At 63.6% G+C, this 12,896-nt stretch carries 11 protein-coding genes; 9 read left to right on the top strand and 2 right to left on the bottom strand.

Annotated elements, in window-relative coordinates:
• Window positions 1-149: 149 nt before the first annotated feature.
• Complete coding sequence (locus AC07SZ_RS10455) at window positions 150-716, bottom strand: hypothetical protein (RefSeq protein ID WP_172371731.1); 567 nt, start codon at window positions 714-716, stop codon at window positions 150-152.
• A 70-nt stretch (window positions 717-786) separates the two neighbouring features.
• Entirely contained in the window at window positions 787-1,791 is a 1,005-nt protein-coding gene (locus AC07SZ_RS10450; protein WP_494914184.1) for an MBL fold metallo-hydrolase, read from the bottom strand.
• 270 nt (window positions 1,792-2,061) lie between these two features.
• Here AC07SZ_RS10450 and AC07SZ_RS10445 point away from each other — a divergent pair, with 270 nt between their 5' ends.
• The 9 genes from AC07SZ_RS10445 to odhB all read left to right on the top strand — a co-directional run bounded on the left by AC07SZ_RS10445 (window position 2,062) and on the right by odhB (window position 12,744).
• Window positions 2,062-2,601, top strand: a complete 540-nt coding sequence (locus tag AC07SZ_RS10445; protein WP_056574595.1) for a protease inhibitor Inh/omp19 family protein — start codon at window positions 2,062-2,064, stop codon at window positions 2,599-2,601.
• 137 nt (window positions 2,602-2,738) lie between these two features.
• On the top strand, window positions 2,739-3,932 hold the full coding sequence (gene zapE, locus AC07SZ_RS10440; protein ID WP_494914182.1) for a cell division protein ZapE: 1,194 nt from the start codon (window positions 2,739-2,741) through the stop codon (window positions 3,930-3,932).
• A 365-nt stretch (window positions 3,933-4,297) separates the two neighbouring features.
• Complete coding sequence (gene mdh, locus AC07SZ_RS10435) at window positions 4,298-5,266, top strand: malate dehydrogenase (RefSeq protein ID WP_056574603.1); 969 nt, start codon at window positions 4,298-4,300, stop codon at window positions 5,264-5,266.
• A 45-nt stretch (window positions 5,267-5,311) separates the two neighbouring features.
• Window positions 5,312-6,505, top strand: coding sequence for an ADP-forming succinate--CoA ligase subunit beta (gene sucC / locus AC07SZ_RS10430; RefSeq protein WP_056574606.1), 1,194 nt, complete (start codon window positions 5,312-5,314; stop codon window positions 6,503-6,505).
• A 4-nt stretch (window positions 6,506-6,509) separates the two neighbouring features.
• Window positions 6,510-6,881: a cupin domain-containing protein gene (locus AC07SZ_RS10425; protein ID WP_056574609.1), complete on the top strand. Its 372-nt coding sequence runs from the start codon at window positions 6,510-6,512 to the stop codon at window positions 6,879-6,881.
• 3 nt (window positions 6,882-6,884) lie between these two features.
• On the top strand, window positions 6,885-7,382 hold the full coding sequence (locus AC07SZ_RS10420; protein WP_494914180.1) for a DUF1579 family protein: 498 nt from the start codon (window positions 6,885-6,887) through the stop codon (window positions 7,380-7,382).
• Window positions 7,383-7,394: 12 nt separating this feature from the next.
• Window positions 7,395-8,297 (top strand): succinate--CoA ligase subunit alpha, encoded by a 903-nt coding sequence (gene sucD, locus AC07SZ_RS10415; RefSeq protein WP_140776088.1) that lies wholly within the window; start codon window positions 7,395-7,397, stop codon window positions 8,295-8,297.
• A gap of 136 nt (window positions 8,298-8,433) precedes the next feature.
• Window positions 8,434-11,421, top strand: coding sequence for a 2-oxoglutarate dehydrogenase E1 component (locus tag AC07SZ_RS10410; protein ID WP_056574618.1), 2,988 nt, complete (start codon window positions 8,434-8,436; stop codon window positions 11,419-11,421).
• A 42-nt stretch (window positions 11,422-11,463) separates the two neighbouring features.
• On the top strand, window positions 11,464-12,744 hold the full coding sequence (gene odhB / locus AC07SZ_RS10405) for a 2-oxoglutarate dehydrogenase complex dihydrolipoyllysine-residue succinyltransferase (RefSeq protein WP_494914178.1): 1,281 nt from the start codon (window positions 11,464-11,466) through the stop codon (window positions 12,742-12,744).
• Window positions 12,745-12,896 lie beyond the last annotated feature (152 nt).

Below are 12,896 nucleotides of genomic sequence, written 5' to 3'. Positions count from 1 at the left end.
TGCCGTGCCTGGGTTCCCGCGGTCCGGGAGGCGGTCTCAGCGGCAAAACCTAAGCGCGTCGCGTAAGCGGATCATGCGGCGCGCTTCAGGTCTTTAGTTCCTATGCGTGTCATTCTCCCAAAGCCGAGATCGCTTTTGGGCGACATGCATCAGCTTGCGATCTCGATATCGGTGCTGAAGGGCGCGGTCTTGGCCGAGTTCTGGTCATGCATGAGGAAGTTGCACTTGTATTTCCCGGGCGGCAGTCCATCCAGGGACAGGTCGAGCTTGAAGAAGAGTTCGCGGTTGTGCGAGCGGGAAGCGACCTGAACGCTGCCGATTTTCTCGAAGGTGCCCAGGGCTTCGCCCGAGTCCGAAAGCACGGTGAGGTCGACGGAAAGCGCGATCTGGCTGTTGCCGAGGCCGTCCGACCCGTAGCCATAGCCGACCGGTTCCATATAGAGCACGACCTTCTCGCCGGGCTTGTAGATGTGATTGGCGCGCTCGCTGTAGATGCCGAAGCCGCTGGCCGTGTCGACCTGTTTGACATTCTGCACGGCGAGCGGCATCGCTTGCCACAAGGCTTCCTCGGCGCCGCGGAATTTCTCCAGCGCGCCGGCTCCGTCCCCCGCCTGCAATGCCTTTTCGGCGTCGGCGGCGCGGTCGGCGATGTCCCCGGCATAGGCCGCCGAGGTGGAGATTGTCGCGGCAAGCAGGGCAGCCAGGATCGATTTCATAGGATGCGTCTCCGTTCTTTGAGATGGTGGGCGAAACTCCCGTGGGGTAGACGTCAAACCTTGCCGGAGTTCAAGGCACTCTCCAGACTTCACCAGGCCGCAGGGCTCGAAAGCGCTCCCGTGGGATGCCCTCGGCGTCAAGCGCTTCGGCAAGTTTGCGGACCGGCTCGTCCATCGGCTCGTCGGTGAGCTGGACGGTGCCCCAGTGGCAACCGGCGGCGAAGGCGGCATCGCACAGCTTCATGCCTTGCACCGCTTCCTCCGGGTTCTGGTGCTGCGGCGCCATGAACCAGCGCGGCTCGTAGGCGCCGATCGGCAGGATGGCGAAACGGAAACCGCCATGTTTCGCCGCCATCAGCCGGTAGTTGATGCCGTCGTGGAAGCCGGTGTCGCCGGCGAAATAGATATTGCCGGCTGGCGTCTCGATGACGAAGCCGGCCCACAATGCCATGCGCCGGTCACGCGCGCCGCGCGCCGACCAGTGATGCGCCGGCTCGATGTGGACGAAAACGCCGTCACCGAGATCGACCCTGTCACCCCAGTCATATGCCGAAAGACGCATGCCGGGAACCGCCTCGCCGATGAGGACGTCGTTGCCGAGCGGGGTGACCACCAGCGGATGATGGCCGGCCTTGAGCTGCTTCAGCGTGGCGAGGTCGAGATGGTCGTAGTGATTGTGGCTGACCAGGACGAGGTCTATCGGCGGCAAGTCGGCGAAGGCGATGCCCGGCGGATTGACGCGTCGTGGCCCGGCGAAGGAAAACGGCGAAGTGCGTTGCGACCAGACCGGATCGGTGAGGATGTTCAGCCCGGCGGTCTGGATCAGCAGGGTGGAGTGCCCGACCATGGTCACCGTGAGCTCGGCCCCCTCGACCTTCGCGGCTGGCCTTGCCTGTGGAAATGGGCTCGCACTGGTCGTGGGCCATTTCGCGCGCTGGCCGTTGAACTGCCATTTCAGCAGATCCACGAAGCGGCCGGGCATCCGGCCGCCCGGGTTGAAGAACAAGGTGCCATCGAAATGGTCGCTGGGCGGACCGCTGTAATAGCGGTTGGCGGCTTTCTTTCTCGCGGCCAAGGTGTGCTCCGGCGTTTCGGCCCCTAGACATAGGTCCTGCGCCGATCGGCGCAAGCGCAGAATGGCGAAGGCGGAAGCTTTGCAAGCTGGGATCGCGGAGGCCGAGCAGCAAGCCGTCCGGTCATCCTGACTGCGATAAATTTGCAACAAATCTTGCTACAAACCCTATTTTAACCATATCGGGTTGAAATTTCGCCACCTTCTCCATCTTGGTGGAGGTGAGAGATTGCGCGGACGGCGTTCCCCCAGCCGGATCCGACGGAGGTTGGAATGAATTTTTCGAAAAGCGGTCTGGTGGCCGTATCGCTGGCGGCGCTCGTTGCGAGTGGTTGCTCAACCTCACGGTTCTCGTCGATGGACGACCAGCAGCCGGCACCATTGCAGCCGGCGCCGGCCGGCCAGGTGACCTCCAATCAGCTGCCGCCGCCGGCCTCGCCCGGCGCCACCGACCCGTCGCGGTTCCCGACCGCTCCGGCGAATACGCAGGTCGCGTCCTTGCCGCCGGACGGCTCGGCACCCGCCGGTGCCTCGGATCTCAGCGCGGCAAGCGTCGCCGGCGTCTGGAACGCCAGCGTTTCCGGCCAGAGCTGCAAGATCGCGACGCCGCAGACCAAGTTCGGCGCCGGCTTCCGCGCCGGGCCGCTGCACTGCCCGGCGCCGATCGATGGCATCAAGTCGTGGAATGTCGCCGGCAAGCAACTGACGCTTTATGATGACAATGGCGGATCGCTGGCGCGGCTCTATTCCTCGGGCGGCTCGAAATTCGACGGCCAGACTTCCAGCGGGCAGCCGATTTCGCTTACAAGATAAGCTGGATATGCCGATATTCAGGTGATGCCGGCCTGCGAACGGCTTCTCGAAAGCCGACATTCTCGGCTCGGCCTGACCTGAATCTCAACACACCTAGTCCTCCCCGGAGCATCCTGCTCTGAACAACGACGTGACCGATGCATCTGCGTGACGGCCTCCAGACCCATGCAACCGTCAGGCAGCGCTACCACCATCTGGTGGAAACCGGCGCGATCGAGAGCGATCCGGCGCAGGAGCGCATCGCCGCCGCGCTCGACCGGCTGACATCGGAAATCTCGGCAAAACGGCTGGCGCACAAATCCAGTGCGCTGGGCTGGCTGTTTGCCCGCAAGCGCGAGACGCGGGAAATCGTCAAGGGCCTCTACATCCATGGCGGTGTCGGCCGCGGCAAGACGATGCTGATGGACATGTTCTTCGAGCTGCTGCCGGTCCGGCGCAAGCGCCGCGTCCACTTCAACGACTTCATGGCCGACGTGCAGGACCGCATCCAGAGGCACCGGCAGGCGCGCAAGAATGGCGACGTCAAGGAAGACGATCCGATCCCACCCGTGGCAAAAGCCCTGGCCGAGCAGGCCTGGGTGCTGTGCTTCGACGAGTTTTCGGTCACCGACATCGCCGATGCGATGATCCTGTCCAGGCTGTTTTCGGCGCTGTTCGCCAATGGCGTGGTGCTGATCGCCACCTCGAACGTGGCGCCGGAAGATCTTTACCGCGACGGGCTCAACCGCCAGCTGTTCCTGCCGTTCATAGGCATACTGGAACGGCACGCGCAGGTGCTGTCGCTCGACAGCGACAAGGATTACCGGCTGGAAAAGCTCGCCCGGACGCCGGTCTATGTCACGCCGGCCGACGCGGAAGCCGACCGCGCGCTCGACGAGGCCTGGCGGACGATGACGCGCGGCGCGCCGACAGCCGCGACTTCGCTGACGCTGAAGGGCCGGCAGGTCGTGGTGCCGGCCGCCGCCGGCGACGCGGCGCGGTTTGCCTTCGCCGATCTCTGCGAGAAACCCCTCGGCGCGCGCGATTTCCTGGCGATCGCAGGACGCTTCTCGACGGTCTTCATCGATCACGTTCCGGTTCTGGGCGAGGGCAAGCGCAACGAGGCCAAGCGCTTCATCCTGTTGATCGACACGCTCTACGACCACCATGTGCGCCTGGTGGTGAGCGCCGAGGCGCCGCCGCAAGAGCTTTATGTGGCCAAGCGCGGCGTCGAGGTGTTCGAGTTCGAGCGCACCGCGTCACGCCTGATCGAGATGCAGAGTCGCGACTGGCTGGAAGAGTGGGCGGAGCGGCGCAAAGAGAAGGCTGCCCCGGCGCGCGCGCAGGCGTGAGGGGACAGTTTCCGGAAGGCCGCGATCCTTCGCGCGCCCTTTGTCCCTCGGAGGTTTGAAACTCACATCCCCGGCGGCCAGCATCACAAGGGCGTCATCGCCTCTTCAAGCCTTCTGATTGTCATCCTAATTGTGTAATCTCAGGCAGGTCGGCCTACAAACTTTGACGCTTACGTAAATCCCAAACCATCTAACCGATTGAAAATGCTCACTCCAAAATAATCGATTGAATTTATCTTGCACCGGGGCTATTGGGTGCGGCGAAATCTCGCGGGTTTCCTCGGCATTCCGGCCTCTTCCTCGGCACCGTCATCAAGTCGTCAAAGATTTCGGCGCAGTCACAGACAAAGGGAAAACATCCTCACATGGCACGCAACAAGATAGCGCTTATCGGCTCGGGCATGATCGGCGGCACGCTCGCCCACATGATCGGCCTCAAGGACCTCGGAGACGTGGTGCTGTTCGATATTGCCGAGGGCATCCCGCAAGGCAAGGGGCTCGATATCGCGCAGTCGTCGCCGGTCGATGGTTTTGACTCCCGGCTGACCGGCGTCAACGATTATGCCGGCATCGAGGGCGCGGATGTCTGCATCGTCACCGCGGGCGTGCCGCGCAAGCCGGGCATGAGTCGCGACGACCTGCTGGGCATCAACCTCAAGGTCATGGAACAGGTCGGCGCCGGTCTCAAGAAATACGCGCCGAAGGCCTTCGTCATCTGCATCACCAACCCGCTCGATGCCATGGTGTGGGCGCTGCAGAAGTTTTCGGGCCTGCCCAAGACCCATGTCGTGGGCATGGCCGGCGTGCTCGACAGCGCGCGCTTCCGCTACTTCCTGGCCGAGGAGTTCAAGGTCTCGGTCGAGGACGTCACCGCTTTCGTGCTCGGCGGCCACGGCGATTCCATGGTGCCGATGATCCGCTATTCGACGGTCTCGGGCATTCCGCTGCCCGACCTCGTCAAGATGGGCTGGACCTCGAAGGAGAAGCTCGACCAGATCGTGCAGCGCACCCGTGACGGCGGCGCCGAGATCGTCGGCCTGCTCAAGACCGGCTCGGCCTATTACGCGCCGGCCGCCTCGGCGATCCAGATGGCCGAGGCCTATCTCAAGGACAAGAAGCGCGTGCTGCCTTGCGCGGCGCACCTCTCCGGCCAGTATGGTGTCAAGGGCACCTATGTCGGCGTGCCCGTGGTGATCGGCGCCGGCGGCGTCGAGCGCATCATCGAGATCGACCTCAACAAGGCCGAGCAGAAGATGTTCGAAAGCTCGGTGGCGACGGTGCAGGGCCTGACCGAGGCTTGCGTCAAGATCGCGCCGCAGCTCGCCTCGAAGTGAACCCCGCCAAAAACAACCCCGGCAAAGACCTGGAGATCGTTCCCCATGAACATCCATGAATATCAGGGCAAGGCGCTGCTGAAGAGCTTTGGCGCGCCGGTGGCCGAAGGCGTGCCGGTGTTCAAGGCAAGCGAGGCGGAAGCCGCGGCACAAGCGCTTCCCGGTCCGCTTTATGTGGTGAAGAGCCAGATCCATGCCGGCGGCCGCGGCAAGGGCAAGTTCAAGGAACTGTCGCCCGACGCCAAGGGCGGCGTGCGGCTGGCGAAGTCGGTCGCCGATGTCGTCGCCAACGCCAACGAGATGCTCGGCCACACGCTGGTGACCAAGCAGACCGGTCCGGCCGGCAAGCAGGTCAACCGCCTCTATATCGAGGACGGCGCCGACATCGAGCGCGAGCTTTATCTGTCGATCCTGGTCGACCGTTCGGTCGGCCGCATCGCCTTCGTCGTCTCGACCGAAGGCGGCATGGACATCGAGGCGGTCGCCCATGACACTCCGGAAAAGATCATCACCGTTGCCATCGACCCGGAAAAGGGCGTCACGGCCGATGATGTGAAGAAGCTCAACGCGGCCCTCAAGCTCGACGGCGACGCGGCCAAGGACGGCGATATGCTGTTCCCGATCCTCTACAAGGCCTTTGTCGAGAAGGACATGAGCCTGCTCGAGGTCAACCCGCTGATCGTCATGAAGAATGGCCGGCTGCGCGTGCTCGACGCCAAGGTGTCGTTCGACAACAATGCGCTGTTCCGCCACCCGGACGTGCTCGCACTGCGCGACACCACCGAAGAGGACGAGAAGGAAATCGAGGCGTCGAAATACGACCTCGCCTATGTCGCGCTCGACGGCAATATCGGCTGCATGGTCAACGGCGCCGGCCTTGCCATGGCGACGATGGACATCATCAAGCTCTATGGCGCCGAACCCGCCAACTTCCTCGATGTCGGCGGCGGCGCGTCCAAGGAGAAGGTGACGGCTGCGTTCAAGATCATCACCAAGGACCCGGCGGTCAAAGGCATACTGATCAACATCTTCGGCGGCATCATGAAGTGCGACATCATCGCCGAGGGCGTGATCGCCGCGGTCAAGGAAGTCGGCCTCAAGGTTCCGCTGGTGGTGCGCCTGGAAGGCACCAATGCCGAGCTCGGCAAGAAGATCATCAATGACAGCGGCCTCAACGTGGTGTCGGCCGATGATCTCGATGACGCGGCCAAGAAGATCGTGGCGGCGGTGAAGGGCTGAGCGGATGCCTCCGCGCAAGATAAATCTGGTCGAGGCGGCGGATCAAAAGATCAGCAAGGTCTTCGATCCGCATATCGCCGGCGACGTCAACGACAGCCAGGCGAAGGTCGCCAAGTTCGGCGAGGCCTTCGACTGGCACGCGCATGAGCACGAGGACGAAGCCTTCCTCGTACTGCGCGGGCGCATTGCCATCGATTTCCGCGACGGTCCGGTCGAGCTTGGCGAGGGCGATTTCATGGTCGTGCCGCGTGGCGTCGAGCACCGGCCGCGTTCGCTGACCCAGGAGCCCGTGGTGCTGATGTTCGAGCCGTCGACGACGCTCAACACCGGCAATGCCAAGAGCGATCTTACCGTCACCGACCTGAAGCGGCTCTGACCGATGAGCGCGGCTTCCTTCTCCTCGCTCTCGGCCGATCACCAGCGCCTGCAGGCGCTGGTCGGCGCGTGGCGTGGCCAGGAAGAGGTGGCGGACACACAATGGGCCGATGGCGGCACGGCGACATCGGAAATGCTGGCGGAGGCTCAGTTCGGCGGCCTGTTCGTGGTGCAGCGCTATCGCCAGCGCCGCGACGGCACGATTTCCTTCGGTTCGCACAACGTGTTCGGCTTCGACCAGCAGAACAGCGTCGTCACCATGCACCAGTTCGATTCGATGGGCTTTGTGCCGACCTCGCCGGCCACGGGCACGTGGAACGGCGGCGAGCTCAATCTGGAGCGGTCATCATCGCGCGGTTCGGCGCGCGTAACGTATATTTTTGACGATGCCGACACCTACCGCATGCGATTGCATTTCAAACCCGCCGGCAGCGATGCATGGCAAGACATGGTGAGCGGCGTCTACAAGCGTGTCTCGCCTTCCTCGATCAACGGTTTTTAGAAAAGGGCTCCGATGTCCATTCTCGTCGACAAGAACACCAAGGTGCTGGTGCAGGGCCTGACCGGCAAGACCGGCACGTTCCACACCGAACAGGCGCTGGCCTATCACGGCACCAAGATGGTGGGTGGCATCCACCCCAAGAAGGGCGGCGAGACCTGGACCGGGTCGAAGGGCGAAAGCCTGCCGATCTTCGCCACCGTTGCCGAGGGCAAGGAAAAGACCGGGGCCAACGCTTCGGTCATCTATGTGCCGCCGGCGGGCGCCGGCGAAGCGATCCTGGAGGCGATCGAGGCGGAAATCCCGCTGATCATCTGCATCACCGAGGGCATTCCGGTGATGGACATGGTCAAGGTCAAGGCGCGGCTCGACCGCTCGACATCGCGTCTGATCGGACCGAACTGCCCGGGCGTGCTCACCCCTGACGAATGCAAGATCGGCATCATGCCCGGAAACATCTTCCGCAAAGGCTCGGTCGGCGTTGTTTCGCGCTCGGGAACACTTACCTATGAGGCCGTGTTCCAGACCACCAATGTCGGCCTCGGCCAGACCACCGCCGTCGGCATTGGCGGCGATCCCGTCAAGGGCACCGAGTTCATCGACGTGCTCGAGATGTTCCTCGCCGACGACGAGACCAAGTCGATCATCATGATCGGCGAGATCGGCGGTTCGGCCGAGGAAGACGCCGCGCAGTTCCTCAAGGACGAAGCCAAGCGTGGCCGCAAGAAGCCGATGGCCGGCTTCATCGCCGGGCGCACGGCGCCGGCAGGCCGTACCATGGGCCATGCTGGCGCGGTCATCTCCGGCGGCAAGGGCGGCGCCGAGGACAAGATCGCGGCAATGGAATCGGCCGGTATCAAGGTCTCGCCGTCACCGGCGCGGCTTGGCACGACGCTGGTTGAAGCCATCAAGGGCTGAATCCGGCGCCGGTTATGGAATGAGGGCCAACGACGGTTCGTTGGCTTTTGAGGGGACAAGAAGGGCGGGTGAACCGCCCACTATCGCGGCCCTGCCGCAAACGTAAGGAGACGGAGCGCTGCTCCGCTGAAACGACATGGCAAGACAAGATCAGGCCAACGACCAATTTTCGCTCACCTCATTCCTCTATGGCGGCAACGCCGATTATATCGACGCGCTCTATGCCGCCTATGAGGATGATCCCGCCTCGGTCAATCCCGAATGGCAGGAGTTCTTCGCGGGTCTGAAGGACGATGCCGGCGATGTGCGCAGGAATGCCAAGGGCGCCTCCTGGGCCAAGCCCTCATGGCCGCTGCAGGCCAATGGCGAGCTGGTGTCGGCGCTCGACGGCAATTGGGGCATTGTCGAGAAGCATCTGGAAAAGAAGGTCAAGGACAAGGCGGTCACCAACGGTGTCGTTCTTTCCGACGCCGACGTGCACCAGGCGACGCGCGATTCGGTGCGCGCCATCATGATGATCCGCGCCTATCGCATGCGCGGCCATCTGCACGCCAATCTCGATCCGCTCGGCATCGCCAAGCCGCTCGAGGACTACAACGAATTGTCGCCCGAGAATTACGGCTTCGTCGAAGCCGACTACGACCGGCCGATCTTCCTCGACAATGTGCTGGGGCTCGAATTCGGCACCATCCGGCAGATGCTGGAGATCCTGACCCGCACCTATTGCTCGACGCTGGGCGTCGAATTCATGCACATCTCCGATCCCGAGGAGAAGGCCTGGATCCAGGCACGCATCGAGGGCGCCGACAAGGAGATCTCCTTCACCACCACCGGCAAGAAGGCGATCCTGCAGAAGCTGGTCGAGGCGGAAGGCTTCGAGCAGTTCATCGACGTCAAGTACAAGGGCACCAAGCGCTTCGGCCTCGACGGCGGCGAAGCGCTGATCCCGGCGCTGGAGCAGATCGTCAAGCGCGGCGGTCAGCTCGGCATGAAGGAGATCGTGCTCGGCATGGCGCATCGCGGCCGGCTGAACGTGCTCTCCCAGGTGATGGCGAAGCCTCATCGCGCGATCTTCCACGAGTTCAAGGGCGGCTCGGCCGCTCCCGACGAGGTCGAAGGCTCGGGCGACGTGAAGTACCATCTCGGCGCTTCGTCGGACCGCGAGTTCGACGGCAACAAGGTGCATTTGTCGCTGACGGCCAACCCGTCCCACCTGGAAATCGTCGACCCGGTGGTGATGGGCAAGGCGCGCGCCAAGCAGGACTACCTGTTCGGCCGTGGCCGCGAGGAGATCGTGCCGCTGGAGGAGCGCGCCAAGGTGCTGCCGCTGCTCCTGCATGGTGACGCCGCCTTCGCCGGCCAGGGCGTGATCGCCGAAATCCTCGGCCTGTCGGGCCTGCGCGGCCACCGCGTCGCCGGCACGCTGCATTTCATCATCAACAACCAGATCGGCTTCACCACCAATCCGCGCTTCTCGCGCTCGTCGCCCTATCCGTCCGACGTCGCCAAGATGATCGAAGCGCCGATCTTCCACGTCAATGGCGACGATCCGGAAGCCGTGGTCCACGCCACCAAGGTGGCGATCGAATTCCGCATGAAGTTCCACAAGCCGGTGGTCGTGGACATGTTCTGCTACCGCCGCTTCGGTCACAATGAGGGCGACGAACCGGCCTTCACCCAGCCGATCATGTACCGCAACATCCGCACCCACAAGACGACGGTGCAGATCTATGGCGATCGTCTGATCGCCGAGGGCCACATCACCCAGGCCGAGCTCGACCAGATGAAGGCCGACTGGCGCGCGCATCTGGAATCCGAATGGGAAGTCGGCCAGCACTACAAGCCCAACAAGGCCGACTGGCTGGACGGCGCCTGGTCGGGCCTGCGCACGGCCGACAACCAGGACGAACAAAGGCGCGGCAAGACCGCCGTGCCGGTAAAGACGCTGAAGGAAATCGGCAAGAAGCTGACCGAGGTGCCGAAGGGCTTCGAGGCGCACAAGACCATCATCCGCTTCCTCGAAAACCGCCGCGAGGCGATCGAGTCCGGTGAAGGCATCGACTGGTCGACGGCCGAGGCGCTGGCTTTCGGCGCCATCCTGCTCGACGGCAATCCGATCCGCCTGTCGGGGCAGGATTCCGAGCGCGGCACCTTCTCGCAGCGCCATTCCGTGCTCTACGACCAGCGCGACGAGACCCGCTACATCCCGCTCAACAACCTGTCGGCGGCGCAGGCCGGCTACGAAGTCATCAACTCGATGCTGTCGGAAGAGGCGGTGCTGGGCTTCGAATATGGCTACAGCCTGGCCGAGCCGAAGGCGCTGACCTTGTGGGAAGCGCAGTTCGGCGACTTCGCCAACGGCGCCCAGGTGGTGTTCGACCAGTTCATCTCGTCGGGTGAACGCAAGTGGCTCAGAATGTCGGGCCTCGTTTGTCTCTTGCCGCACGGCTATGAGGGCCAAGGCCCGGAACATTCGTCCGCCAGGCTGGAGCGGTTCCTGCAGCTTTGCGCCGAAGACAACATGCAAGTGGCCAACTGCACGACGCCGGCCAACTACTTCCACATCCTGCGCCGGCAGCTGAAGCGCGACTTCCGCAAGCCGCTGATCCTGATGACACCGAAGTCGCTGCTGCGCCACAAGCGGGCGGTGTCGACGCTGCCGGAAATCTCGGGCGAAAGCTCGTTCCACCGGCTGCTGTGGGACGACGCGCAGCTGTTGCCAAACCAGGCGATCAAGCTCACCAAGGATTCCAAGATCCGCCGCGTCGTGCTGTGTTCGGGCAAGGTCTATTACGACCTCTACGAAGAGCGCGAGAAGCGCGGCATCAACGACATCTACCTCTTGCGCGTCGAACAGCTCTATCCGTTCCCGGCCAAGGCGCTGATCACCGAACTGTCGCGCTTCCGCAACGCCGAGATGGTGTGGTGCCAGGAGGAGCCCAAGAACATGGGCGCCTGGTCGTTCATCGACCCTTACCTGGAATGGGTGCTGGCGCATATCGACGCCAAGCATCAGCGGGTTCGCTACACCGGCCGGCCGGCGGCCGCGTCGCCGGCGACCGGCTTGATGTCCAAGCACCTAGCCCAGCTCGCCGCCTTGCTCGAAGACGCGCTCGGCGAATAAAGCAGGCGAATAGAACAGAACCGACAAGAACGGACAGGCACAATGGCTACCGAAATCCGCGTTCCCACTCTCGGCGAATCCGTCACCGAGGCGACCATCGGCAAGTGGTTCAAGAAGGTCGGCGATGCCATTGCCGTCGACGAGCCGCTGGTCGAGCTCGAAACCGACAAGGTGACGGTGGAGGTTCCGGCCGCGGCCGCGGGCATCCTTTCGGAGATCGCGGTCAAGGAAGGTGAGACGGTTGGCGTCGGCGCGCTTCTAGGGTCGATTTCAGCCGGCGGCGCAGCCGCCGCACCCGTGACCAAGCCGCAGGCGGTGTCGCAGGCTTCGAGCCCGGATGCGGCGCAGACCACGAAGCAGGCCGCGGCCGAGACCGCCAAGATCGCCGGCGATGCCGGCGCGGTCGAGCCGCGCTCGATGCCGCCGGCGCCGGCCGCCGCAAAACTGATCGCCGAGAACAATCTGTCGGTCGACCAGCTTTCCGGCTCGGGCAAGCGCGGCCAGGTGCTGAAGGGCGACGTGCTCGACGCCATCTCCAAGGGCGCGCCGTCGCAGCCGGCCGAGACGCCGAAGGCGGCGCCGGCGCCGATCGCGGTGCGTGCGCCGTCCTCGGGCGACGATGCTTCGCGCGAGGAGCGCGTGCGCATGACCAAGCTGCGCCAGACCATCGCGCGCCGGCTCAAGGAAGCGCAGTCGACCGCCGCCATGCTCACCACCTTCAACGAGGTCGACATGTCGGCGGTGATGGCGCTGCGGACCAAGTACAAGGACGTGTTCGAGAAGAAGCACGGCGTGAAGCTTGGCTTCATGGGCTTCTTCACCAAGGCCGTCACCCACGCGCTGAAGGAAATCCCAGCGGTCAATGCCGAGATCGACGGCACCGACATCATCTACAAGAACTTTGCCCATGTCGGCGTCGCCGTCGGCACCGAGAAGGGCCTGGTCGTGCCCGTCGTGCGCGATGCCGACCAGATGTCGATCGCCGAGATCGAGAAGGAGATCGGCCGGCTGGGCATCGCCGCGCGCGACGGCAAGCTGTCGGTCGCCGACATGCAGGGCGGCACGTTCACGATTTCCAATGGCGGCGTCTATGGCTCGCTGATGTCGACGCCGATCCTCAATGCGCCGCAGTCGGGCATTCTGGGCATGCACAAGATCCAGGACCGGCCGGTCGTGGTCGGCGGCCAGATCGTGATCCGGCCGATGATGTATCTGGCGCTGAGCTACGATCACCGCATCGTCGACGGCAAGGAAGCGGTGACCTTCCTGGTGCGCGTCAAGGAAAGCCTGGAGGATCCGGAACGGCTGGTGCTCGATCTCTAGGGGTTGGTGCTGATCCGGAGTTTCACTGCAAGCCGGAGGAAGGGATCTGCGCAGCAGGATGACGACTCGTCCCCTTAGAGCGTGTTTCACTTACATTGAAGCATATCCAGCGTTGACGAGATAGTTGGCGCATTCAGCGGGTTGAAAGCTTT

This window comes from Mesorhizobium sp. GW821-FHT07A06 (genome assembly GCF_059419085.1).
Note: the sequence above shows the minus strand (reverse complement) of the source record. Positions and strands in the feature narration are given on the sequence as shown.

Bases quoted from the DNA above. Each gene is read 5' to 3' on its own strand.
- AC07SZ_RS10455 (WP_172371731.1), bottom strand. From the start codon at position 716: ATGAAATCGATCCTGGCTGCCCTGCTTGCCGCGACAATCTCCACCTCG.
- AC07SZ_RS10445 (WP_056574595.1), top strand. From the start codon at position 2,062: ATGAATTTTTCGAAAAGCGGTCTGGTGGCCGTATCGCTGGCGGCGCTC.
- zapE (WP_494914182.1), top strand. From the start codon at position 2,739: ATGCATCTGCGTGACGGCCTCCAGACCCATGCAACCGTCAGGCAGCGC.
- mdh (WP_056574603.1), top strand. From the start codon at position 4,298: ATGGCACGCAACAAGATAGCGCTTATCGGCTCGGGCATGATCGGCGGC.
- sucC (WP_056574606.1), top strand. From the start codon at position 5,312: ATGAACATCCATGAATATCAGGGCAAGGCGCTGCTGAAGAGCTTTGGC.
- AC07SZ_RS10425 (WP_056574609.1), top strand. From the start codon at position 6,510: ATGCCTCCGCGCAAGATAAATCTGGTCGAGGCGGCGGATCAAAAGATC.
- AC07SZ_RS10420 (WP_494914180.1), top strand. From the start codon at position 6,885: ATGAGCGCGGCTTCCTTCTCCTCGCTCTCGGCCGATCACCAGCGCCTG.
- sucD (WP_140776088.1), top strand. From the start codon at position 7,395: ATGTCCATTCTCGTCGACAAGAACACCAAGGTGCTGGTGCAGGGCCTG.
- AC07SZ_RS10410 (WP_056574618.1), top strand. From the start codon at position 8,434: ATGGCAAGACAAGATCAGGCCAACGACCAATTTTCGCTCACCTCATTC.
- odhB (WP_494914178.1), top strand. From the start codon at position 11,464: ATGGCTACCGAAATCCGCGTTCCCACTCTCGGCGAATCCGTCACCGAG.